The 23,635-nt window shown below is 46.9% G+C and carries 21 protein-coding genes; 11 read left to right on the plus strand and 10 right to left on the minus strand.

What is annotated here, in order from left to right; all coding sequences use genetic code 11:
- Positions 1-2 precede the first annotated feature (2 nt).
- The 3 genes from HPS54_RS05240 (at position 3) to HPS54_RS05250 (ending at position 2,055) form a co-directional block, all read left to right on the plus strand.
- Complete coding sequence (locus HPS54_RS05240) at positions 3-317, plus strand: hypothetical protein (protein WP_172344418.1); 315 nt, start codon at positions 3-5, stop codon at positions 315-317.
- A gap of 188 nt (positions 318-505) precedes the next feature.
- Entirely contained in the window at positions 506-1,762 is a 1,257-nt protein-coding gene (locus HPS54_RS05245) for a hypothetical protein (protein ID WP_172344419.1), read from the plus strand.
- Complete coding sequence (locus tag HPS54_RS05250; RefSeq protein WP_172344420.1) at positions 1,744-2,055, plus strand: DUF6804 family protein; 312 nt, start codon at positions 1,744-1,746, stop codon at positions 2,053-2,055. Before HPS54_RS05245 ends, HPS54_RS05250 begins: the two co-directional genes overlap by 19 nt.
- On the opposite strand, the gene murB is transcribed toward HPS54_RS05250, so the two are convergent.
- Both murB and HPS54_RS05260 read right to left on the minus strand, forming a co-directional pair.
- A complete protein-coding gene (murB, locus tag HPS54_RS05255; RefSeq protein WP_172344421.1) occupies positions 2,052-3,065 on the minus strand; it encodes a UDP-N-acetylmuramate dehydrogenase in 1,014 nt (337 codons plus the stop codon). The genes HPS54_RS05250 and murB overlap by 4 nt on opposite strands.
- Before the next feature lie 72 nt (positions 3,066-3,137).
- Complete coding sequence (locus HPS54_RS05260; RefSeq protein WP_172344422.1) at positions 3,138-3,980, minus strand: DUF4348 domain-containing protein; 843 nt, start codon at positions 3,978-3,980, stop codon at positions 3,138-3,140.
- Between the two features lie 144 nt (positions 3,981-4,124).
- Between HPS54_RS05260 and pheS the strand changes: the two genes are divergently transcribed.
- Together pheS and HPS54_RS05270 are read left to right on the plus strand one after the other, a co-directional pair.
- Positions 4,125-5,162, plus strand: coding sequence for a phenylalanine--tRNA ligase subunit alpha (gene pheS, locus HPS54_RS05265; protein ID WP_172344423.1), 1,038 nt, complete (start codon positions 4,125-4,127; stop codon positions 5,160-5,162).
- 84 nt (positions 5,163-5,246) lie between these two features.
- On the plus strand, positions 5,247-6,443 hold the full coding sequence (locus tag HPS54_RS05270) for an MFS transporter (protein ID WP_172344424.1): 1,197 nt from the start codon (positions 5,247-5,249) through the stop codon (positions 6,441-6,443).
- Positions 6,444-6,580: 137 nt separating this feature from the next.
- Here HPS54_RS05270 and ligA read toward each other — a convergent pair whose 3' ends face one another.
- The 3 genes from ligA to HPS54_RS05290 form a co-directional block, all read right to left on the minus strand.
- Entirely contained in the window at positions 6,581-8,716 is a 2,136-nt protein-coding gene (gene ligA, locus HPS54_RS05275; protein WP_253951942.1) for an NAD-dependent DNA ligase LigA, read from the minus strand.
- 97 nt (positions 8,717-8,813) lie between these two features.
- The gene (locus tag HPS54_RS05285; RefSeq protein WP_172344425.1) at positions 8,814-9,125 is read right to left on the minus strand and encodes a nucleotidyltransferase domain-containing protein; all 312 of its coding nucleotides are present in this window, start codon (positions 9,123-9,125) and stop codon (positions 8,814-8,816) included.
- Positions 9,126-9,128: 3 nt separating this feature from the next.
- Positions 9,129-9,575, minus strand: coding sequence for a nucleotidyltransferase substrate binding protein (locus tag HPS54_RS05290; protein WP_172344426.1), 447 nt, complete (start codon positions 9,573-9,575; stop codon positions 9,129-9,131).
- A 333-nt stretch (positions 9,576-9,908) separates the two neighbouring features.
- Here HPS54_RS05290 and trmD point away from each other — a divergent pair, with 333 nt between their 5' ends.
- Positions 9,909-10,589 carry a tRNA (guanosine(37)-N1)-methyltransferase TrmD gene (trmD, locus tag HPS54_RS05295; protein WP_172344427.1) on the plus strand — a complete coding sequence of 227 codons (681 nt, stop codon included), beginning with the start codon at positions 9,909-9,911 and terminating at the stop codon, positions 10,587-10,589.
- A 120-nt stretch (positions 10,590-10,709) separates the two neighbouring features.
- A complete protein-coding gene (locus tag HPS54_RS05300; protein ID WP_172344428.1) occupies positions 10,710-11,255 on the plus strand; it encodes a DUF805 domain-containing protein in 546 nt (181 codons plus the stop codon).
- Positions 11,256-11,410: 155 nt separating this feature from the next.
- Here the strand turns inward: HPS54_RS05300 and HPS54_RS05305 are convergent, their stop codons facing one another.
- Positions 11,411-12,253 carry a patatin-like phospholipase family protein gene (locus HPS54_RS05305; RefSeq protein ID WP_172344429.1) on the minus strand — a complete coding sequence of 281 codons (843 nt, stop codon included), beginning with the start codon at positions 12,251-12,253 and terminating at the stop codon, positions 11,411-11,413.
- 90 nt (positions 12,254-12,343) lie between these two features.
- Between HPS54_RS05305 and HPS54_RS05310 the strand changes: the two genes are divergently transcribed.
- The 4 genes from HPS54_RS05310 (at position 12,344) to HPS54_RS05325 (ending at position 19,073) form a co-directional block, all read left to right on the plus strand.
- Positions 12,344-13,741: an aminopeptidase P family protein gene (locus tag HPS54_RS05310; protein ID WP_172344430.1), complete on the plus strand. Its 1,398-nt coding sequence runs from the start codon at positions 12,344-12,346 to the stop codon at positions 13,739-13,741.
- Between the two features lie 24 nt (positions 13,742-13,765).
- Positions 13,766-14,968, plus strand: coding sequence for a C1 family peptidase (locus tag HPS54_RS05315; RefSeq protein ID WP_172344431.1), 1,203 nt, complete (start codon positions 13,766-13,768; stop codon positions 14,966-14,968).
- 397 nt (positions 14,969-15,365) lie between these two features.
- The gene (gene recJ / locus HPS54_RS05320) at positions 15,366-17,105 is read left to right on the plus strand and encodes a single-stranded-DNA-specific exonuclease RecJ (RefSeq protein ID WP_172344432.1); all 1,740 of its coding nucleotides are present in this window, start codon (positions 15,366-15,368) and stop codon (positions 17,103-17,105) included.
- 57 nt (positions 17,106-17,162) lie between these two features.
- On the plus strand, positions 17,163-19,073 hold the full coding sequence (locus HPS54_RS05325) for a RecQ family ATP-dependent DNA helicase (protein ID WP_172344433.1): 1,911 nt from the start codon (positions 17,163-17,165) through the stop codon (positions 19,071-19,073).
- 157 nt (positions 19,074-19,230) lie between these two features.
- Here HPS54_RS05325 and ilvC read toward each other — a convergent pair whose 3' ends face one another.
- From ilvC to ilvB, 4 genes are all read right to left on the minus strand, one after another.
- A complete protein-coding gene (ilvC, locus tag HPS54_RS05330) occupies positions 19,231-20,274 on the minus strand; it encodes a ketol-acid reductoisomerase (protein ID WP_172344434.1) in 1,044 nt (347 codons plus the stop codon).
- A 163-nt stretch (positions 20,275-20,437) separates the two neighbouring features.
- Positions 20,438-21,223 (minus strand): acyl-[acyl-carrier-protein] thioesterase, encoded by a 786-nt coding sequence (locus HPS54_RS05335; protein ID WP_172344435.1) that lies wholly within the window; start codon positions 21,221-21,223, stop codon positions 20,438-20,440.
- Positions 21,210-21,761, minus strand: a complete 552-nt coding sequence (gene ilvN, locus HPS54_RS05340; RefSeq protein ID WP_172344436.1) for an acetolactate synthase small subunit — start codon at positions 21,759-21,761, stop codon at positions 21,210-21,212. Before ilvN ends, HPS54_RS05335 begins: the two co-directional genes overlap by 14 nt.
- Positions 21,762-21,869: 108 nt before the next feature.
- Complete coding sequence (gene ilvB / locus HPS54_RS05345) at positions 21,870-23,579, minus strand: biosynthetic-type acetolactate synthase large subunit (protein ID WP_172344437.1); 1,710 nt, start codon at positions 23,577-23,579, stop codon at positions 21,870-21,872.
- Between the last annotated feature and the right edge of the window lie 56 nt (positions 23,580-23,635).

Here is a 23,635-nt window from a genome sequence, read left to right on the forward strand (position 1 = left end):
ACATGGAAAATAAAGAAAACTTTTTAGCCGGTTGTGCAGGAATAGGCGGATGCTTATACAGTCTTATCCTACCATCACTTATCGCATGTCTTGTTGCTTCGTGGTTATGCGACATTAATTCTGGAACTACATATTCATGGTATCACGGAATATGGCACGGGATATTCTTCATACCTAATCTTATTAGAAGTATTTTTACCGATGCAATATTTAAGGCAGAACTGTACAGTAGTGCATATAATATCTTCTGGTGGATAACCGTAGTATTTGAAGTATTAGGCATTTTAATCGGAGGTTTTAGCAAACAGGAAGTCTAAATAAAATCATCTCATATAGGAGTTTCCTTGTATATGTCCGTATATAGCCATTCTATAAATTACAGACATATACAAGGACATCCCGACAAGAACAGAATACAATCTTTCAATACAACATTATAATACGACCTCGTCATTTTTCTTCCAAAACATTCTTTTATATACCATAGTTAATATAACTTTGCTGCATGCGAAAGATTTTACAAACTATAAAGAAGATATGGGACGCACTCGATCCTGCGACCATTATCTTTGGCCCTATACTTTTCACATTAGATATAATAGATATATTGAAAGGCGAAATAACCGGATACGCAAGATGGGAAAGAATAAGAGAGAAAAGACGTCACCGATATTCGCTTGATACAGGAGGAGTAGAGTTGGATAACATTCCTTTTGGAACGTCCTTGAATGAAGTGATTTACACTGAAGGCGAATATGATGAACCGACAAACCGTTTCATACTGGAAAATATCGAAACAGCAAGAAAGTGCTTTGCCAATCATAACCTAAGATTTGTATATCTGCCATTGCTGTACCGGGAAATAATGAACGGGATAAACGATGCTTTCGGATATTACTGTCCGGGAAATGAAGGCATAAACAATCTGGAAACATTATCTTTCAAAAGCGATTTTCTACTCAACTTTATGATGCGTCCGGAGAACAGACACAAAATAAGCAAGCCCTCGTTAGCGAAATACAACAAAAGTTCAAGCGAGGAAAACGACGGTTATGTGTTCACTCTCTTTTATTTTGATGTCAGTGAAGCAAAAGACACCGAAGACTTTTTTAACTTTCTTGCCGAAAGAATATCCGAAGACCATGAACAATGCTTCAGCCACGAAGCCGCTCTGTTCTCTACATACACGCCGGAACACAGAAATGCCGACGAGGCTTTTGATAAAGAGACAATGAAACTACTCAAGTTTGTAGAACAGAAAATTGAAGAGCTGAGGGGTATGGGCATTAGCGAGGTGGTGCTGGAAAAGCTGCTTAAACCCAAACAAAAACTAAGTAGGATTGTCGTAAAAAAGGATTTCAAGATTGTCTTGCCTGACTATGATGATATGGAAATACACATGGAACCATTGGTAAAAGCCGTGTTCCTACTGTTTCTAAGACACAACGAGGGCATCAGATTTAAGGAGTTGACGGACTATCGCGACGAACTGGCGGACATATACGAGATGATTATGGGGCGGAAAGCATTGAAAGACAATAAGAACCGTAAATACAGCAAAAGCATCATCAACGTCACGGACCCACTGAACAACTCAATAAACGAGAAATGTACAAGAATAAAGGAGGCTTTTCTAATGAAATTCCATTTGACATTAGCCGAGAATTACTTCGTTACGGGAAAAAGGGGCGAACCTAAAAGAATTAAACTGCCAAAGGAACTTATAATATGGGAGGAAGAACTATGGAAAGAGGAGTCTTAAAATATCTGAAACCGTTACTTGCACTGTTATTGTTGCTGTGCCTTGTCCGCATGCCATACGGCTTTTACGAACTGGTGCGTTTCGCATCCATGACAGGATTTTCCGTCATTGCATATCGGTATTATAAAGAAATGAAAGAAGAACTTGCCATTACATTCGCGGCATTAGCCCTATTGTTCCAGCCTTTTATAAAGATTGCATTGGGAAGAACCATGTGGAATGTAGTGGATATAGCGGTTGCGATATTACTGATAATATTGTGGACGAAAGATAACCGACATAAAAACTCCTAAACAATATTCACCTCAGGATGTATTTCTATTCCGAACCTGTCGCGCACATCCTTGCGTATAGCCTCGCACAGGACAACAATGTCACTGCCCGTAGCGCCGCCGCGGTTTACCAATACAAGAGCCTGTTTGTCATGGACACCGGCTTTTCCCAGTGTTTTTCCCTTCCAACCACAGACATCAATCATCCAGCCTGCCGGTATTTTCTCGTGATTTTCATCTATTGTATAATGCGGCATATCTGGATATAATGCGGCTATCTCCTCATATTTCGACCTCGGTACGACCGGATTCATAAAGAAGCTGCCGGCATTACCCTCTATTTTAGGATCGGGAAGTTTGGCATTACGTATATCTATTATCGTCTCGCGCAACTGGCGTGCCGTAGGTTCCGATATTCCTTTCCGTGCAAGTTCGCCACGAATGTTGCCATAGTCGAGACACGGTTTGTAGACGGAAGACAGACGATATGTAACGTATGTTATGATGAAACGATTGCGCCACTCGCCCTTAAAACGGCTATGGCGATAAGAATAGCCGCATTCGGCACATGAAAACTCATAAGTCTCGCCCGTGGAAATCTCCACAGCCTCCACATTATATATAAGGTCTTTTGCCTCAACGCCGTATGCTCCGATGTTCTGCACTGCGCTTGCTCCCACCTCACCGGGTATCAGAGACAAGTTCTCCATGCCATACCAGCCATTGTCAACACATAAGGCTACGATGTCGTCCCACGTCTCTCCACTGCCGCAGCGCAAAAGGACGCCATCGGAAACCGGCTCGCACGTAAAACCTTTTATTGCCGAATGAAACACTGTTCCGGCATAATCGCCGGTAAGCAACAGATTGCTTCCGCCACCAATGATAAGTTTCGGTTCGGTAATATTGCCACTCTGACGCAGAACAGACTTCAGTTCGGCAACATTATCAAACTCAATAAAACGACTGCATCCGGCGTCTATGCCGAATGTATTGTGAGCGGCAAGGCTATAGCCCTTTATATCTTTCATAAAAAATACTGATTAAAAAAGGGACGTATCACGATCTTTGACAAACCATGACAGGTACGTCTGTTATGAAAATCATTCTGACAATTTCACCAGTTTCCAGTCTCCGCCTACACACTTGAACGTCAGCTGCATCTCCATTCCGTTAGAAATGCCACGCATCAGAAATATCTTCTGGTTTCCTGAGGTCTTGCCGTGTCCGTAAATAATGTTGTATATTTTTCCTGAAGGCAACTCAGGCGCAAAGGCGGGCCATGTCTCCGGGGCAATCTCACCGGTCATCGTACTGAAATCATCGTCAGGATCCTGCCCCGTAAAGATTACAGGATTGTTAAGGCTCCGTTCCTGAAAAGAGGCATCGGTGGCAAATTTCTGATAAAAAGAAAGGAAAGATGAATTGGGGTGCTGCGACAACTCGCTTTTTCTTATGGCAACAAGCATCCATGCTCCGTTTATCCTTTTGAACACATAATCCTTGACCTTTTCATTTGCGAGGTTTATCTTTTCCACCACTACATTATTTATTGTTGTATCCTTAACGGCATTCATCTGCCTTTCGGTGTCAAAGATAAGAGTATAGAACCCCTGTTCCATGAAGAAATGCTCCATTTTCCAATCGGACTTTGCAATTGTTCTTTTCTCGCCGCAATCGTCCACCTGCAGAGGAAACTTTATTCTTTTTATCTGTAACTTGTGGTTGGCGGCAAAGTTAAAGATAAAGTCGTCAAACAGTTCATCTGCCGCAACAGGCATAGGCTGTTCTTCTATCAACTGCTCCATTGTATCGACATTAAGCGTTGTGTCGATAACCGAATCAACCGCCAAAGAGTCTGCTATAGGCTTTCTTTCCGTGCATCCCGTTGTCCAGAACATCATGCACACACAAACCGCAAAGGCTGTTAAAAAGCATTTTCTCATATCCGGAAACAAATTCGTTTACGTATTACTTCCTCTCAAATTTGCGCAAAAGTACAACTTTATTTTGATTTGCAATACATATTTAATACAAAAATATTACCTTTGCACAAATTTTTAATGTCGCATTAATACTTATTATCCGATATGATACTTGAGAAAATAGAAAGCCTCTTGGCAGAAATCAAGACACTTACAGCCTCTAACGCAGAGGAAGCCGAAGCCCTGCGCCTGAAATATCTCAGCAAGAAAGGCGAAATCAACGCTCTGATGGCAGACTTCAGGAGCGTTCCGGCTGAACAGAAAAAGGAAGTCGGAATAAAGATAAACGAACTGAAACAGACAGCCATGGAGCGCATAAACGCCTTGCGGGAGCAGTGCGAAACGGCTGAAACACAGGATGAGGGCATTGACCTTACACGTTCGGCATATCCGATAGACCTCGGTACACGCCACCCATTGACCATTGTAAAGAACGAGATAATAGACATATTCTCACGAATGGGCTTCATTCTTGCCGACGGACCTGAGGTTGAAGACGATCTCCATGTATTTACGAAGATGAATTTTGCAGCCGACCACCCTGCACGTGACATGCAGGACACGTTCTTTGTCGAGCAAAATGCAGAAGATGTAACAAAGAACATCGTGTTGCGCAGCCATACAAGTTCGGTTCAGGCACGCTATATGGAAACATCACAACCGCCTATCCGTATTATAAGTCCGGGACGCGTATACAGAAACGAGGCAATTACTGCGCGTGCGCACTGCTTCTTCCACCAGGTAGAGGGGCTTTACATAGACAAGGACGTATCGTTCACCGACCTTAAGCAGGTGCTTCTCTCGTTTGCCCGCGAGATGTTCGGAGCCGATACAAAGATACGCCTGCGCCCGAGCTACTTCCCGTTTACGGAACCGAGTGCGGAAATGGATATCTCATGTCACATCTGCGGCGGCAAGGGATGCGGTTTCTGCAAGCACACCGGCTGGGTAGAGATTTTGGGCTGCGGAATGGTAGACCCCAACGTGCTCGAGCAGTGTGGAATAGACAGCAAGGTATATTCGGGATATGCTTTCGGCATGGGTGTCGAGCGCATAACAAACCTCAAATATCAGGTGAGCGACCTGCGCATGTTCTCTGAAAACGACACTCGTTTCCTCGAAGAATTCACGTCTGCAAACTAAAAACAACATAACGTTGTACAATACTGCATGCCGGGACTGTATTTCACACAGTCTCGGTATTTCTTAATACCAACACCACACATCATGGTTAAAGACAAGTTATTCAGCAAGAGTTACCTTTGCATACTGGCAGCCAACTTCCTTCTTTTCTTCGGTTTTTGGATTCTCATTCCCGTACTTCCTTTCTATATCAAAGAGACATACTCGTGTCCGGAAGCCGTTCTCGGTGCCGTTCTCAGCTGTTACACCATATCCGAACTGTGTATACGCCCATTCTCGGGGTATTTCATGGACTCTTTTCCACGCAAGCCGCTGTACATAACGTTTTATTTTCTGTGCACAACGGCGTTCGTGGGATACATGCTTGCCGGCACTCTCACCTTATTTATAATAATACGCACGCTTCACGGAGCGGCATTCGGAGGTGTGACAGTGGGCGGAAACACCCTGTGTGTGGACATCATGCCGAGTTCAAGACGCGGAGAAGGTTTGGGATACTACGGTCTCACCAACAACTCGGCTATGGCTCTTGGTCCCATGACGGGACTGTTCATGCACGGCAAGATGCCATACGAACAGATTTTCCTTGTCGGATTGACAGCAAGCATCACCGGACTCGTTCTTGCTTCCATAATAAAGACAAAAGTCAAGCCACAGACAAAACGCCCGCCTATATCGCTGGACAGGTTTATACTGATAAAAGGAATACCCGTAAGTTTTTCGCTTTTACTGCTGTCCATACCATACGGGGCAACGACAAACTTTGTGGCAATGTATGCCAAAGAAATCGGGATAACAGCCGCATCGGGCTTTTTCTTTACCGTTATGGCGGCTGGAATGGGCATATCGCGTATCTTTGCAGGCAAACAGGTCGACCGCGGATATGTCACACGCTGCATACACCTTGGGTTCTATCCGGTTATAACGGCATTTCTTATGCTTGCATTATGCCGCTTTATCATCGGCTACAGCCATTCCGCAGCAACAGCATGCTTCTTCATTGTCCCACTGTTGCTGGGCATAGGCTTCGGCATAATGTTCCCGGCAATGAACACCTTATATATTAATCTGGCACCCAACAACCGCCGTGCCACAGCCACCAGTACTTATCTCACGGCATGGGATGTGGGCATCGGTATCGGAATTGTAGGCAGTGGCGTCATTGCACAGCACTTCACGTTCTACATGGTGTATCTTACAGGCTCCGTGCTCTGCACCGTATCGCTGATATTCTTTGTGCTAAAGGTCACGCCTCACTACAACTGTAACAAGCTGAGATAATCACAGAGACTTTTAAAGAAAAAAGATTAAAGGAAGTCGGTAGGATTTACACAACTGATACAACATAAGAAAAAAGACATGTACCTTGTACCAAACGACAAGACACGTGTCTTTTTCTTTCTTTATCTTCTCCTTCATCAGCCTTCATCCGAAATCATTTTAAGGAACCCGTCCTCATCGACAAGCGGTATTCCCAGCTTCTCGGCTTTCTGTAACTTTGACGGTCCCATGTTCTCTCCGGCAAGTATAAACGATGTTTTCTTGCTTATACTGCCCACGTTTCTGCCACCGTTCTGCTCGATAAGCAACTTATACTCGTCACGACTGTGACGACTGAACACACCGCTTATCACGATGCTCTTGCCTGCAAGTCTGTCGGAAACCGACGACAACTGTTCTTCCGACAACGACATCTGCAGCCCGTAGCTGCACAGACGCTCCACGATATCCTTGTTTACAGCATCGGCAAAATATCCCACAATGCTCTTTGCCATCACACCGCCTATGCCGTCAACCTCCATGAGTTCCTCTTCAGTCGCAGACATAAGGGCGTCCATATTCTTGAAACGGCGTGCAAGAAGTTTAGCCGAGGTCTCACCGACAAAGCGTATGCCAAGTGCAAAGACAACACGTTCAAACGGAACGGATTTGGACTTCTCTATACCGTCCACTATTTTTTGTGCCGACTTCTGCCTGCTGCCGTCTCCGTTTATCTGCTGCACATCAATCTTGTACAGGTCGGCAAAGTTTTTTATCAGTCCCTGACGGTAAAATCCGTCAACCGTTTCCGGTCCAAGACTATCAATATCCATTGCCTTTCTTGATATGAAATGTTCTATCCTTCCTTTTATCTGCGGCGGGCATCCGGTGTCGTTGGGGCAGTAATATGCCGCTTCCCCCTCATAGCGTACAAGCGGCGTGCCGCATTCGGGGCACCTATGGGCAAATGTCACTGCCTGCGCCATGAGCGGTCGTTTGTCAATATCCACACCTACAATCTTCGGTATAATCTCCCCACCCTTTTCTACATAGACATAATCGCCTATATGCAGGTCCATTGAACGTATGAAGTCTTCGTTATTAAGCGTGGCACGTCTCACCGTTGTGCCGGCAAGCTGCACCGGTTCCATGTTGGCAACGGGTGTCACCGCCCCGGTACGTCCCACCTGAAAAGTAACTTCATCCAGTCTCGTACAGGCACGTTCCGCCTTAAACTTATACGCAATAGCCCACCGAGGACTCTTCGCCGTATATCCCAAGGCACGCTGCTGGCGCATTGAATTAACTTTAAGCACTATGCCGTCTGTGGCAACAGGCAGGTTCTTGCGCTCCGTGTCCCAATAATTTATAAAGTCATATATTTCCTGAAGGGTCTTCACCTTCTTCATGCCACTGCTTATCTTGAAGCCCCACTGCCGCGCTGTCATAAGGTTCTCATAATGACCGTCGCACGGCACGTTATCTCCCGGCATGTAATACAGGTATGCATCCAACCGCCTCTTTGCCACGACAGCAGAACTAATACTTTTCAATGTTCCGCTTGCCGCATTGCGCGGATTGGCAAACAGCGGTTCTTCCGCCGCCTCACGTTCAGCGTTTAACTGTTCAAAAACATTCCACGGCATTAATATTTCACCGCGTATCTCGAACTCCTTTGGAAATGAAGAACGAGAATTGGGGAATGAAGAATGAAGAATGAAGAATGAAGAATTTGCTGCCGCGGTATCTGTTTTGCTTCCGGGCAAGCCCTCATTCTTCATTCTTAATTCTTCATTCTTCATTTCCTGCCGTTCTTCATTCTTAATTATAAGTGGTATGGAGCGTATCGTCTTCACATTCTCCGTAACGTCGTCACCCTGCACACCATCGCCGCGTGTCACGGCACTTACAAGTCGTCCGTCCTTGTATGTCAACGATATCGACAGACCGTCGTACTTCATCTCGCAACAAACCTCAAACTCCTCGCCGCCAAGTCCTTTCTTCACGCTCTCATACCAATCGGCAACTTCCGCCTCGCTATATGTATTGGAAAGAGACAGCATAGGGTATTTATGCAGCACATGGCGGAAGTCCTGACTGAGGTCACTACCCACACGACGTGTGGGCGAATTAGGATCATCCATATCAGGGTGACGTGCCTCAAGTTCTTGAAGCTCGCGCATCAGCCCGTCAAACTCCATATCACTTATTACCGGTCTGTTCAACACATAGTAATCGCGGTTATATCCATGCAGCATTTCCCTCAACTGCAATATTCGTTCTTTCTCGTTCATTGTCTTTAAAATATCCATCTGACGGCAACCATAGGTTTGGCATAGAAGTGGTTACTCTCGCCACGGTCGCTCCATATAAAACTATTATTGCATTATATTAAATATTATTTCTCTTATATATCACAATCCCCATGCGGTTTATATGGTCTATAAGTTCCTCATTCCTTAATGTTGCAAGTATTGAAATATCAAATTTATAAGGAAGCGATGTCTCGTCTATAGCCGCATGGAGTATGTTCATATCACTGCGGGACAATCCGTTTCCCACCAATGTTATGTCCACATCAGAAAACGGTTTGTAATTACCCTTGGCACGAGAGCCATACAGGATAACCGTCTCTATGCTCCCATTTGCCGCAAACAATTCTTGCAGCTTTTTCAGTTCTGCTTCTTTTAGTCCGTATTGCATGATTCAAGACATCGGGGCGTTTGTTTCCAGAAGAGACAACATGGTTTGTTCGAACTTGACAAACAATGGATAATATCTCATTACAATTGCTTCATACACTTCTTCTGCAACATTTTCGTCATAATTATGTGATGTAAGATTGCGGTCTTCGATTGATTCCATCCACACACCGCTGTCTATTATTCCCATCTGCAAAGCCTGACGGAAAGCATCTCTCGAGCCTCGTACATCCGTATACCCCTGATATTCAGCATAATCTTTCATCACTTTCCAGGCAAGTTCATGGGTATATTCAAATCGTTGGATAAGTCCTTCTTTCATCAAGTCGTCAACATCATCATCCCTATCATTCCTATCCGAAACGATATTTACTGCCTGCGACAACTTTAACAGAGCCTTGCGGTAATTGGCAAATCTCTGTATCCAGCGTATATCTTTCTCATTTTCCATATTCATCGTCTTTCTTATAATTACTACGAAACAACAAGTTTCATAAAAATCCGACCTTATTTTGAACGCCACACAAAGTTATTATTTTTGTGTGATATGTGAAAATTATTGCTTATAATTTTATTCACATCCTAAAATACAGCAACATTCTTACACTTATTTGTACCTTATTCTTTATCTTTTCGCTATCTTTGCATAAAATAAGCTACGCCTCAGCACTTTCAAACAAGCTTGATTGCGTTCGGCTTGCATTATCTTTGTATAAAATATACGGCTATAAAGATATACTTGACAAGTATAATTGGGACTGCCGAAGTTAAACACCGAAAAGACATGAGAATAGATATTTTAACCGTTTTGCCTGCAATGCTCGAGGGCTTCGTCAACGAGTCGATACTGGCAAGGGCACAGAAGAAAGGACTGGCGGAGATACATCTCCACAACCTCCGCGACTACACAACCGACAAGTGGCGGCGCGTCGACGACTACCCGTACGGCGGTTTCGCCGGAATGGTGATGCAATGCGAACCTATAGACCGAGCCATATCGGCACTGAAAGCGGAACGCGACTACGACGAAGTGATATTCACGTCGCCCGACGGAGAGCAGTTCGACCAGCATATCGCCAACGATCTGTCGCTGAAAGGCAACATCATAATACTTTGCGGACACTACAAGGGCATAGACCACCGCATAAGGGAGCATCTGATAACACGCGAGATAAGCATCGGCGACTATGTGCTGACAGGCGGAGAACTGGCGGCGGCGGTAATGGCGGATGCCATAGTACGGATTATCCCGGGTGTGGTGGGCGATGAGCAGAGCGCGCTGTCCGACTGCTTTCAGGACAACATGTTGTCTGCACCGATATATACAAGACCTGCCGACTACAAGGGATGGAAGGTTCCGGACATTCTTCTGAGCGGCAACGAGGCTAAGATAAAGGACTGGGAGATCGAGCAGAGCTACGAACGAACACGACGGTTGAGACCGGACCTGTTGGATAATTTATAATTAAGAATTTATAATTTATAATTCAGGGGGCAGCATTTCGGCAATTGATTAAGCACGCGTGGAGCCGTATCATACCGGCAACAATATCATAAATAGCATTAACCAAAAACATAAAAAATCATGAAACAAAACATCAAGGCACTGCCACAGCTCGGTTTCGGTGAGGCGGTGAAAAAGAATTTCAACAGCCTTAAAGACTTCAACGGGCGTTCGCGCCGCTCGGAACTGTGGTGGAACTATCTGCTCTACATTATCGTAGCCCTTGTGGCAAACACGATTTTAGGCGCATTTCCCACGGCACAGGGCATTGCTGCCGTCATCATTCAGGTTGTCATTCTCGCAGCCGTAACGATACGGCGTCTGCACGACACCGGTCACAGCGGACTGTGGGTAGTGGCAGCATTCATAATAGGCATTGTCGGACAGATATTCATGCAGCAGTCGGGATTTTATGAAATCGCAAGCAGTATAAATCCTAATCCGGAAAAGATTGTCGAGATTATAACACAGCCGGAAATGCTCGTGATAGGCTTGCTGAGCTGCATAGTAAACATAACGATACTCGTTTTCTGCCTTATCGACAGCAAACCGGAAGCAAACAAGTATGGTCCGTCACCTAAATATGTCACCGAAGAAAATGGCATGGAAGATGTCATGAACGTTTAAACGTACCATATCTTTTTATAAAAGGTGTCCTTTTGCATTCCGAAAGGGCACCTTTTGCGTTCTAAAAGGTACCCTTTTAGAGTCTGAAATGCCACCTTTTGGAACGCAAAAGATATCATATTGATTTTCAAGAGTTTACAAACAGCGTTTTTATACTACAGATATTCCTTGCAAAACTGCTCTCCGAGAGCAAATCCCTCCTCGTAAAGAGCCTCGAGTTTTGCCGTGTCTTTCTCCATTCTTCCTACCTCCATGGGGCGCTCGGGACGTATACATACCACCTGCCCTGCCCGCTCCATCGCCTCAACCATTTCCAACTGGCGGTCGTAAGCCTTGCATCTGTTGCTCAAAACCACACGCAGCCGGGGATAGTTCTTATACACAAAGCGCGGTATTTTATGGTCGTGCTCGGTGCTTCGATATCCGTAATTACGAGTCAGCACAAGCACGTTCTTATGATGTCCCTGCTGCATGGAGCGCATCACGGGTATGCTGTCCACAATTCCTCCGTCAAGCATCGGTATGCCGTCCACGTGTACAATCTTGCTTACGTATGGCAGACTGCTGCTTGCACGCACTATGTCGAGCAGTCTCTGACGGTCGTGTCGCTCGCTGAGATAGCACGCCCTGCCCGTAAGACAGTTTGTTGTAACCATCTCAAACTCGCCCTCATTGGCGAAGAACGTGTCATAGTCAAAAGGCAACAGTGTGTTTGGAAAATCTTCATAGAGAAGTTTGCGGTCGAAGATACAGCCCTGGGTTACGAGATGACGCAGACCGATATACTTGTAACGGGAAAGATAGTCAATGTTGGAAATGCGTGCCCTGCGCTTCTGCCTGCTTATATACGAAAGTCCGTTGCACGCTCCGGCGGATACCGCCACGACATAACGGAAGTAGTGTTCGTGCTTCATGAACGCATCGAGCACACCGCTCGTAAAAACACCGCGCATGCCGCCGCCTTCAAGTACCAATCCCGTATTTCTGTCGATTTGCATAAAAACTGATTAAAACAGTTGCAAAGGTAACGATTTTACATTATAAATATGTATCTTTGCAACATACTTTAAACATTTTAAAATACAAACATGTTTAGCAGAGAAACATACGTCAGCAGGCGTTCGGAACTGAAAAGACTCGTCGGAAACGGCATAATCGTGCTCTTCGGCAACAACGAATCGCCTGCGAACTATCCTTCCAACGGATATTATCCTTTCCGTCAGGACTCGTCGTTCCTGTATTATTTCGGACTGAACCGCGAAGGGCTTGTGGGAGTGATAGACATCGACAACGACCGCGAGACGCTAATCGGCAACGACATAGACATTGAAGACATCGTGTGGTTCGGCTCCGTAGACAGCGTAAGCGACATGGCGGCAAGCACGGGTGTGGTCAACACGGCTCCCATGGCAACGCTTGCAGAGATCTGCAACAAGGCACGGGAAAAGGGACAAAAGATACATTTCCTGCCGCCATACCGCTTTGACACAAAGATACAGATACACGACCTGCTGGGCATACACCCCTCGTTGCAGAAAGAAGCAGCCTCGGCAGAGCTTATAAAGGCTGTTGTGAAGATGCGTTCGGTAAAGGAACAGCAGGAAATAGACGAGATAGAGAGGGCATGCGCCATAGGATACAAGATGCACACCACGGCAATGAGGCTGACAAGACCCGGAGTTACGGAGAAGTTTGTTGGCGGACAGGTGGACGGCACAGCCAATTCCTACGGGGCTATGGTAAGCTTTCCTACAATATTCACGCAGCACGGAGAGATAATGCACGGCAACCCGTCGATGTCGGTACTTGAAGACGGACGGCTTGCATTGTGCGATGCCGGAGCCGAGACGATAAACAACTATTGCTCGGACAACACGCGCACATATCCCGTGAACGGCAAGTTCACACAGAGACAGCTCGAAATATACAGCATCGTGGAGGCTTGTCACGACTATGTTCTCGGCGTGGCAAAACCCGGAGTGAGGTGGTTTGACGTGCACATGGCGGTATGTCGTCTGATGACGGAACGCCTGAAGGATACAGGACTGATGAAAGGCGACACGGAAGAGGCCGTACGTGCCGGCGCACATGCAATGTTCCTGCCCCACGGACTGGGACACATGATGGGCATGGACGTGCACGACATGGAAGGACTTGGACAGGACTTCGTAGGTTTTGATGAGGAAACGCGCCCGTCGACACAGTTCGGCACAAACTGCCTGCGCATGGGACGACGTCTCGAAGAGGGCTTCGTGCTGACAGACGAGCCGGGAATATACTTCATTCCGGCACTTATCGACGATTGGAAGGCACGCGGACTGCACCGTGACTTCATAAACTACGACATGCTTGAGACATACAAGGACTTTGGCGGAATACGCATAGAAGACGACATACTGATTACGGCAGACGGCTGCCGCTTCCTCGGAAAAGAGCGCATACCGTATCATCCGGCGGACGTAGAGAATTTTATGAGAAACAATTAAAACATTAACAATAAAACAAGAGCGATGAAAAAACTTATGACAATGGTGCTTCTGGCTGTTCTTGCCACCGGCGCCAACGCACAGGAAAAGAAAGACTCTGCAAAGAGCAACAAGCCTGTGTTCACCACAATCAAGGAGAACAAGATTACAAGTATCAAGGACCAGAACCGCAGCGGCACATGCTGGGCTTATTCAACACTGAGCTTTTTCGAGAGCGAGATACTGAAGAAAACCGGCAAGACATACGACTTGTCAGAGATGTTCGTGGCAAGCAAGGACTACATGGACCGCGCCATACTGACGGTGCGCATGCACGGCGACAGCCAGTTCTCGCAGGGAGGTTCGGCATACGACGTATATTATGTACTGAAAAACTACGGTATCTGCCCCGAAGAGGCTATGGCTGCACCGGGAAGCATGACAGGCGACTCGCTGGCAAACTTCAACGAGTTCTTCAGCGTAATGGAGCCTTACGTAGACGCAGTGGCACGCAACAAGGCAAAGAAAATCAGCTCTCAATGGAAAGTGGGACTTCAAGGCATCCTCGACGCTTATCTTGGCAAGTGCCCGGAAAGCTTCAAATATGAGGGCAAGACATATACCCCGAAAACATTTGCAGAGAGCCTTGGTCTGAATTTCGACGACTACGTGACGATAACAAGCTATACACACCACCCGTTCTGGACACAGTTCGCTGTTGAGGTGCAGGACAACTGGCGCTGGCCGCTAAGCTGGAACATCCCTATGGACGACATGATGCGCATCATTGACAACGCCGTAGAGAACGGATATACCGTTGCATGGGGCGGTGACGTGAGCGAAGAAGGTTTCACACGCAAGGGTCTCGGCATCGCATACGACACGAAGAAGGTGCAGAGCCTTACGGGAAGCGACGCTGCACGCTGGCTCCGTCTTACACCGGCAAAGAAGAGCGAGAAGTTCGACTCACTGGGTGTAAACGCTCCGGAGATTGTTCCGACACAGGAAATGCGTCAGGAACGTTTCGACAACTGGGAACTTACCGACGACCACGGCATGCTGATCTACGGCGTGGCTAAGGACCAGAACGGCAAAGAGTATTACATGGTGAAGAACTCATGGGGCGAGTATGGCGACTACAAGGGTACATGGTACATGACAAAGGCTTTCATTGCAGCAAACACAATGGACTTCATGGTTAACAAGAATGCCATACCCAAAGACATCCGCAAGAAGATGGGAATCTAATTAGGATAAGGAGATAAAGGAAGATAGGAGAAGATATGTGGCTCGCGCCACGGAAGATAAAGGACAATAGTCTTGTTTTAAGCAATAAAACATTTGTCTCTTATCTTCCTTTATCTTCTCCTATCTTCTTTTATGTCCTTATCACATCAACCCCGGCATTTGTCCTTTATCTCCTTATATATTCCCCTATCTCCCTCTATCTCCTCATTATGAATTATAAATTATCAATTATAAATTGACATTAGCGTTTGGGTTAAAAACTACAAAAGTTATATGGGTATTTCATATTTTCTTGTTTTTTATTAGTAACTTTACAGACTGATTATACACCTGACATTGTATTCTACAATAAACAGGGATAGTCTTTTGTCTGAAAGAAAATAAAAAAACAATATAAATGCACTTCAAATGGATTTACGAACCGCCTGCACCAGAACAGGAGAACGCCGCCAATGAACTGGGAAACAAGCTGGGAATAAGCCCATTGTTGTCTTCTGTGCTCATCAGAAGGGGCATAAACACCGAATCGGCGGCAAAAAGATTCTTCCGCCCACAGCTCAACGATCTCATCAATCCGTTCCTCATGAAGGACATGGACACGGCTGTGGACAGGCTAAACGATGCCATGGGGCGAAAAGAACGCATCATGGTATACGGCGACTACGATGTGGACGGATGTACGGCAGTGGCTCTTGTCTACAAGTTTCTTCAACAGTTCTATTCCAACATAGACTATTACATACCCGACAGGTATGACGAAGGATACGGCGTAAGCATAAAGGGAATAGACCATGCCCACGAAACGGGCGTGAAACTTATAATAATCCTCGACTGCGGAATAAAGGCAATCGAGGAGATAAGCTATGCGAAAAGCCTCGGAATAGACTTCATCATCTGCGACCACCACGTGCCGGACGAGACTATGCCGCCGGCTGCCGCCATACTGAATCCCAAAAGACCGGACGACCCCTACCCTTTCAAGCACCTCAGCGGGTGCGGTGTGGGATTTAAGTTCATGCAGGCATTTGCCAAGAACAACGGCATACCGTTCTCGCAACTCATACCGTTGCTCGACTTCTGCGCCGTGAGCATCGCCGCGGACATAGTACCGGTGGTGGACGAAAACCGTATATTGGCTTATCACGGACTGAAACAGCTCAACAAGAACCCTAACATAGGACTGAAAGCCATCATTGACATCTGCGGACTGAACGGCAGGGAACTGTCGATGAGCGACATAGTGTTCAAGATAGGACCGCGCATCAACGCGTCCGGACGCATGGAAAACGGAAGGGAAAGCGTGAACCTGCTTGTGGAGAAAGACTTTATATGCGCGCTGAAAGAGGCAAAGCACATAAACGAATATAACGAGCAGCGCAAGGACATAGACAAGCAGATGACGGAGGAGGCAAACGTGATAGTGGAGCGCATCGAAAGCCAAGGGCGCCACTCAAGCATAGTGTTGTACGACGAAAACTGGAAAAAGGGCGTGATAGGCATCGTGGCGTCAAGACTGACAGAGATATACATACGCCCCACGGTGATATTCACAAGAGACGGAAACTTTGCAACAGGCTCGGCAAGAAGCGTAACAGGCTTTGATATATATTCCGCAATAAAGAACTGCCGCGACCTTCTCATCAACTTCGGAGGACACACATACGCTGCCGGACTGACGCTGAAATGGGACGATCTGCCCGAATTCAGAAGACGTTTCCAACAGTATGTGGACGAGAACATACTGCCGGAACATACCGAAGCGATGCTGAACATCGATGCAATGATAGACTTCAAAGACATCACCCGCAAATTCCATGCTGAACTGAAACGTTTCAGTCCGTTTGGTCCGGGCAATCCCAAACCGCTGTTCTGCACAACGGGAGTATACGATTTCGGCACGAGCAAGGTGGTGGGGCGTGAACAGGAGCATATAAAGCTTGAGCTTGTAGACTCAAAGTCGAACAACGTAATGAACGGCATTGCCTTCGGACAAAGCGGTTCGGCACGTTACATACAGTCCAAACACAGCTTCGACATCGCATATACGATAGAAAACAACATCTTCAAGCACAACGACGTGCAACTGCAAATAGAGGACATCAGACCCACCAACGGCGACGAGGACTGGGAGGGATGACCGTAAAAGCGCAGCCGAAAGTACGGTTGCGACAACAAGAAGTTCAGCAACACATACATGCAGCCTACTGAAGACAGATACAGGGAGATACTCCGCAAATACTGGGGATTTGATGATTTTCGTGGCATACAGCGCGAGATAATCGACAGTATATGCTCGGGGCGTGACACGCTCGGGCTTATGCCCACGGGTGGAGGCAAGTCACTGACGTTTCAGGTACCTGCACTTGCAATGAAAGGAGTGTGCATTGTCATCACACCGCTCATTGCTCTGATGAAAGACCAGGTGATGCACTTGCGCAAACACGGCATCAGGGCGGCTGCCATTTATGGCAGTATGATGCACAACGAAATAATAACGACGCTCGAAAACTGCATATTCGGAGGCATCGACCTCCTATATGTATCGCCGGAAAGGCTTTCTTCCGAACTGTTCCAAACAAAGTTGAAGCACATGAAAGTGAGCTTCATCACCGTAGACGAAGCTCACTGCATAAGTCAATGGGGATATGATTTCCGCCCGTCATATCTGAAAATCGCAGATATACGAAAACTAAAACCGGGCGTACCGGTACTAGCACTCACCGCCACAGCCACACCGCTGGTAACAGACGATATACAGGAAAAGCTTGCATTCAAGGAAAAAAACGTGTTCAAAATGAGCTTTGAACGCAAGAACCTTGCATACATAGTGCGCCGGACTGCCGACAAACAGGAGGAGATGATACACATTCTCAACTCTGTCAGCGGCAGCGCCATAGTGTATGTACGCAGTCGCAAACGGTCGAAGGAGATTTCCGGACTGCTGAACAAATGCGGAATAAGCGCCACTTTCTATAATGCCGGTCTGGAACATGTCACAAGAGACAGCCGGCAGACGGAATGGCAGAATGACAAGGTGCGCGTGATGGTTGCAACAAATGCCTTCGGCATGGGCATAGACAAGCCCGATGTGCGCGTGGTGATACACATAGACAGTCCGGATTCGATAGAGGCTTACTTTCAGGAGGCGGGGCGCGCGGGGCGCGACGGCAACAAAGCGTATGCCGTACTGCTATACAACAACAGCGACAACGGCAAACTTGAAAAGCGCATAAACGAGAATTTTCCGGAAAAGGACTATATTAAAAAGGTGTACGAACATCTTGCATACTATTACCAGATAGGTATGGGAAGCGGTTTGGGACACAAGTTCGAATTCAACATCGACAGGTTCTGCTACACGTTCAGGCATTTTCCCGTACAAGTGGACTCGTCTCTTAAAATACTTGCTAAGGCAGGATACATCGAATACGAGGAGGATTCTGATACAAAAGCACGTGTAAGGTTTCTATTGAGCCGCAACGAGCTTTACCGCCTCAACACGCTTTCGGAGAAAGAAACGGCTGTGATAACGGCTCTGTTGCGCACATACGGCGGACTGTTCACCGACTATGTATATATAGACGAGGCTCTCATCGCACAGATTACGGAAATGGAAAGGCCGCAGATATACATGATTCTAAAGAACCTTAGCGAGCGGAAAATCATCCATTTCATACCGCGTAAGAAGATTCCGCATATAGTATACGTGCATGAACGTGAGGAAACTGAACGTCTGGTCATTTCACGGGATGTATACGAGGAGCGCAAAGAGCAGTTCCGCAAGCGTATCTACGCCATGCTGGATTATGCAAGAACTGATTTTGTATGCCGCAGCCGACAGCTTCTGAGGTATTTCGGAGAGGAACGTTCGTCCGACTGCGGTCAGTGCGATGTGTGCATAGATTGCAACAGGAGAGAAACTCCAAAGAAACTTCTTGACGCTGCCGAAAAGGCTATAACAGACATTCTGAAAGATCGACACCCGCATTCCGTGTCCGAACTGAATGCCATAAAGATGGAACGCGACTTGATTGGCGAGGCTCTACAATGGCTTGTCAATGAAGAAAAGGTTTACATCGAAGACGGCATGATATCGCTGTGGTAGGCATATCGTAACATTCTTATGCCCCTACATAACTTATTCCGTGTCTCTTTCCGTCAAATAAAACGCATCAAAATACAAAATAAAAAGGAGACAAAGGGATGATTTTTCACTTTAACATCCCCTTGTCTCCTTGTTATATTACGCTAAAAAAACTGCATCAGTTATTCTCCGGACGAAGCTTACGCACGGTGGCACCCGCCTGCCACATCTCGCTTTCGCGCATAGCCCTAAGCTCTTCATTCAACTTTTCACGATAATCCTCTTTCGAATTGCTGTCAATAGAGATCTGAGCTTCATTGCCCGACTGTACCGAAAGGTACAACCACTCCATTACAGGCTTTATGGCATCGCGGAAACGAGGCGCCCAGTCGAGAGCCCCACGCTGTGCGGTTGTCGAACAATTGGCATACATCCAGTCCATTCCCTTTGCTCCGAACAACGGACCAAGGCTCTGTGTAAGCTCTTCAACAGTTTCATTGAAAGCCTCGGAAGGCGAATGACCATGCTCGCGCAGCACCTGATACTGTGCTTCCAACAGTCCTTCTATGGCTCCCATCAGCGAGCCGCGCTCACCCGTAAGGTCGCTTGTCGCCTCGCGTTGGAACGTTGTTTTGAACATATAACCTGCTCCGATACCGATACCGAAGGCTATTGTGCGCTCTTCTGCCTTGCCTGTCGCATCCTGATAAACGGCATACGAGCAGTTCAAACCGCGTCCCTCGCAGAACATTGTGCGGAGAGATGTACCCGAGCCCTTGGGAGCAACCATTATAACATCTATATCTTCAGGAGGAACAACGCCTGTACGGTCGCTCCAGTTTATTGCAAAGCCATGCGAATAATACAGTGCCTTGCCCTTTGTAAGATATTTCTTTACCTTGGGCCATGCTGAAATCTGTCCTGCATCAGACAGCAACATACATACGATAGTACCCTTCTCGGCCGCTTCTTCGATAGAGAACAGCGTCTTGCCGGGCACCCATCCGTCTGCAACAGCCTTGTCGTAAGTCTTGCCGGGACGCTGACCTACAATCACATTGAAACCGTTGTCGCGCAGGTTACAAGCCTGACCCGGTCCCTGAATACCATAACCCAATACTGCGATAGTCTCATCTTTCAATACCTCACGTGCTTTTTCCAAAGAGAACTCTTTGCTGGTAACAACCGTCTCGAGCACTCCTCCAAAATTCATTTCTGCCATAATTGCTAACTGTTTGTTTAAATACGCAAGCGTATCGTATACATATATCACGTCCGTTTTACAGGAACCATATACTGAAACGCCCTCATCCTTATATTATAAAACCTTAAATTGTTACTAAAACCGCATGCAAAGATATAAAATTAAAACGATACAAACAAATTTACTTATAATCTTTTACAAATTTAATTCCACACCTGCATGCTTCCGTTTCATCCGTTCCATCCTCACGATGCCTTGTTATACGCACCAGAAAATCCTCTTCCGACAGTTGCTCCATATAGAAAGACAACTTGTCTCCGTAATAACTTTCCGCCACATAAGCCACATCTATGCGCTTCACCGCATATTCCTTGTAACGGGAAACGGGGAAAAGGTCGAGCACATGCTCGATATATTTCACGCTGTTTATATGCCCGTTGACATCCACATCGCTATAGTGCGTGTCTATGGTACGCACAAGCCGTGCACCCTCACTGATACGTACACGCGACAATGGTTGTGCCGCACACGGTTTCTCGGCATCGACATATTTCATTATCTCCCCGTCGCGTATCTCCATTATATTCTGTGGTCGGCGCGTCTGCGTATCTATCATCGCCCACACACTGCGTCCGTAGCCGTACACATGGCTGTCATCATCAGTATCCACGATGCGGAAATTACGGTTGGTGAAGTATCTCATGGCACTCTCCACCCATGTCTCCACGGCAAATGTGGAATACTGCAACGGCATCTCATCCATCTCTATAGCCAGACGCGACAGCACCCATGTCTTATGAAGCGGGTTAAGATACGGCATGCCGAAGCCCCTATGGCTCGAATGGAAGTCTGCGGCATTAAGAAGATGATTGCCGAGATGTCCCATAAACAGCCTGTGGGAGAAATCACAATGGAAAGGTTCCGCCAGGAACTCATACTTCCCCACCTTATTCTTATCTGTCTCCATGTCCTGTTGTATTTTCTTCCTGTTTCTTTAGAAAGTCGCTTACTTCCTCGACCGTACTCCTCGTTATGGCAATGCGCCCGCTCCGGGTATACTGCAAAAGGCAGTTGAACTTGTCAAGAGCATAGTACAGTCCGGTAATCTCATCGGTTATCCCGCTCATTATAACGCTGCAGAACGTAGGGTTAACCTCTATTATACGTGCATCTGCCTTACGTATTATACGTGATATCTCAGGATTGTTCATCACCTCGGGCGTAGACAGTTTGTAAATGCCCACTTCCCTGATAAACAGCTGGTCGTCTGTATAATAGTCTGCCTTTATTACGTCTATCTTCTTCTCTATCTGCTTTGTTATCTTCTTTATCTGGTCTTCGGTGCTCCACGCGGTTATGGTGTACTTATGCACACCTTCTATGCTCGAAGCCGACACGTTAAGACTCTCTATATTTACCTGCCGCCGCGTAAACACCGCAGTAATCTGATTTAATATTCCCGCCAGGTTTTCCGAATATACAAGCAATGTATATAATGTATCCATTTTTTATTACAAGTTACAAACAACTAATGCGACACAAGAGTATATAATCATCAGTCAGGGCGAAACAAAAAAACAATCTTTCATCACAACGCCCGGCATCCGTCAGCATTATATTTCCAGCATCATCTCGTCCACCGACTTCCCGGGAGGTGTCATCGGCATAATATTATCTTCTTCCTTTACGGCACACTCCAGCAAGAACGGTCCCTTGACCGACAGCATACGGTCTATCTCTGCATGCAGTACGGCACGGTCGGTCACCACACCATAGGGTATTCCATACGCCTTGGCTATGTCGCAGTACATGGGATTGAGCATGGAAGTGAACGAACGGCGCCCGTCGAAGAACATGTCCTGCCACTGCCTCACGTTGCCAAGATAATTGTTGTTCATCAAAATCATCTTTACCGGAGCCTGCCTTTCCATTATTGTCCCAAGCTCCTGTATGCTCATCTGAAATCCTCCGTCACCGCAGAACATGCACACCGTACGGTCTTGTGCACCAAAGGTGGCACCTATTGCAGCCGGAAGTCCGAAGCCCATTGTACCAAGTCCGCCGCTGCTTACCATTGAACGCTTCTTGCCATATTTGAAATAGCGGCTTGCAAACATCTGGTTCTGACCTACATCCGTCACAAGAACAGCATCGCCTTGAGTGGCAAGGGCAACGGCATTGACCACCTCCGCCATAAGAAGGGGACCGCTTTCAGGCAGCGTTGCCGGACGTATCACCTTCTCATACTCCATGTCATAAAGCGGCATGAAGCTCTCACGCCACTCCCTGTGGCTGTTCTTACGCAGAAGACGCGTTATAGCCGGGAGCGAAACCTTGCAGTCTGCGACCACAGCCACGTCTGTCATCACGTTCTTGTCTATCTCGGAACTGTCTATATCCAGATGTATAATCTTTGCCTGACGCGCGTATGTTGCAAGATTGCACGTAACGCGGTCGCTGAAGCGCATGCCAATGGCTATAAGTACGTCACACTCCTGCTCCTTTATGTTTGGCGCATAATTGCCGTGCATGCCGAGCATGCCAACGTTGAGCGGATGCTCGGACGGCAGTGCGGACAGCCCGAGCAATGTTCGTGCTGCCGGTATGTCGGCTTTCTCCAAGAACTCTGTCAGCTCGTTATGCGCATTTCCCAACTCCACGCCCTGCCCTACGAGTGCAAGAGGCTTGCGTGCATTGTTTATTATCTCGGCGGCGCGTGCCACCTGCCTTTTGTCAAGCATAGGATATGCAACATAACCGCGCACCGAGTCGACCTTTACAGGAAGATATTGTGCTGCGGCAATCTGAGCATTCTTCGTAAAATCGAGCACTACCGGTCCCGGACGCCCCGAACGTGCTATGTAGAACGCACGGCTCACCGCCCACGCCACGTCTTCGGCACGGCGTATCTGATAACTCCACTTGCTTATCGGCTGGGCTACACCCACGAGGTCCACTTCCTGAAAAGCATCGGTGCCGAGTGCATCAACCCCCACCTGCCCTGCTATAACGACAATGGGCGTAGAGTCCATCATGGCATCGGCAACGCCCGTAAGCGTATTTGTAGCTCCCGGTCCGCTTGTGACAAGGCACACACCGACGTCGCCGCTCACGCGAGCATAGCCCTGTGCGGCATGGACGGCAGCCTGTTCATGACGTACAAGCACATGGTCGAACGTACGGTTTTCACCTCTCGTATATCCATAGAGAGCATCGAACACGGGCATAATGGAACCGCCCGGATATCCGAATATGGTCTTCACGCCCTCACACTTCAACGAGCGCATCAATATATCTGCTCCTGTTATCTTTTCCTTACACATTGCATTGTTCTTTTTGTCAATGAGCTTTAATTCCTATTGATCTTATCGCACTTACA

Source organism: Xylanibacter caecicola (assembly GCF_013166515.1).
In the GTDB taxonomy this organism is placed as follows: domain Bacteria; phylum Bacteroidota; class Bacteroidia; order Bacteroidales; family Bacteroidaceae; genus Prevotella; species Prevotella caecicola.

What these genes read in the sequence shown, in the direction of transcription:
- HPS54_RS05240 (WP_172344418.1), top strand. Translation starts at nt 3, where the DNA reads ATGGAAAATAAAGAAAACTTTTTAGCCGGTTGTGCAGGAATAGGCGGA.
- HPS54_RS05245 (WP_172344419.1), top strand. Translation starts at nt 506, where the DNA reads ATGCGAAAGATTTTACAAACTATAAAGAAGATATGGGACGCACTCGAT.
- HPS54_RS05250 (WP_172344420.1), top strand. Translation starts at nt 1,744, where the DNA reads ATGGAAAGAGGAGTCTTAAAATATCTGAAACCGTTACTTGCACTGTTA.
- murB (WP_172344421.1), bottom strand. Translation starts at nt 3,065, where the DNA reads ATGAAAGATATAAAGGGCTATAGCCTTGCCGCTCACAATACATTCGGC.
- HPS54_RS05260 (WP_172344422.1), bottom strand. Translation starts at nt 3,980, where the DNA reads ATGAGAAAATGCTTTTTAACAGCCTTTGCGGTTTGTGTGTGCATGATG.
- pheS (WP_172344423.1), top strand. Translation starts at nt 4,125, where the DNA reads ATGATACTTGAGAAAATAGAAAGCCTCTTGGCAGAAATCAAGACACTT.
- HPS54_RS05270 (WP_172344424.1), top strand. Translation starts at nt 5,247, where the DNA reads ATGGTTAAAGACAAGTTATTCAGCAAGAGTTACCTTTGCATACTGGCA.
- ligA (WP_253951942.1), bottom strand. Translation starts at nt 8,716, where the DNA reads ATGAACGAGAAAGAACGAATATTGCAGTTGAGGGAAATGCTGCATGGA.
- HPS54_RS05285 (WP_172344425.1), bottom strand. Translation starts at nt 9,125, where the DNA reads ATGCAATACGGACTAAAAGAAGCAGAACTGAAAAAGCTGCAAGAATTG.
- HPS54_RS05290 (WP_172344426.1), bottom strand. Translation starts at nt 9,575, where the DNA reads ATGGAAAATGAGAAAGATATACGCTGGATACAGAGATTTGCCAATTAC.
- trmD (WP_172344427.1), top strand. Translation starts at nt 9,909, where the DNA reads ATGAGAATAGATATTTTAACCGTTTTGCCTGCAATGCTCGAGGGCTTC.
- HPS54_RS05300 (WP_172344428.1), top strand. Translation starts at nt 10,710, where the DNA reads ATGAAACAAAACATCAAGGCACTGCCACAGCTCGGTTTCGGTGAGGCG.
- HPS54_RS05305 (WP_172344429.1), bottom strand. Translation starts at nt 12,253, where the DNA reads ATGCAAATCGACAGAAATACGGGATTGGTACTTGAAGGCGGCGGCATG.
- HPS54_RS05310 (WP_172344430.1), top strand. Translation starts at nt 12,344, where the DNA reads ATGTTTAGCAGAGAAACATACGTCAGCAGGCGTTCGGAACTGAAAAGA.
- HPS54_RS05315 (WP_172344431.1), top strand. Translation starts at nt 13,766, where the DNA reads ATGAAAAAACTTATGACAATGGTGCTTCTGGCTGTTCTTGCCACCGGC.
- recJ (WP_172344432.1), top strand. Translation starts at nt 15,366, where the DNA reads ATGCACTTCAAATGGATTTACGAACCGCCTGCACCAGAACAGGAGAAC.
- HPS54_RS05325 (WP_172344433.1), top strand. Translation starts at nt 17,163, where the DNA reads ATGCAGCCTACTGAAGACAGATACAGGGAGATACTCCGCAAATACTGG.
- ilvC (WP_172344434.1), bottom strand. Translation starts at nt 20,274, where the DNA reads ATGGCAGAAATGAATTTTGGAGGAGTGCTCGAGACGGTTGTTACCAGC.
- HPS54_RS05335 (WP_172344435.1), bottom strand. Translation starts at nt 21,223, where the DNA reads ATGGAGACAGATAAGAATAAGGTGGGGAAGTATGAGTTCCTGGCGGAA.
- ilvN (WP_172344436.1), bottom strand. Translation starts at nt 21,761, where the DNA reads ATGGATACATTATATACATTGCTTGTATATTCGGAAAACCTGGCGGGA.
- ilvB (WP_172344437.1), bottom strand. Translation starts at nt 23,579, where the DNA reads ATGTGTAAGGAAAAGATAACAGGAGCAGATATATTGATGCGCTCGTTG.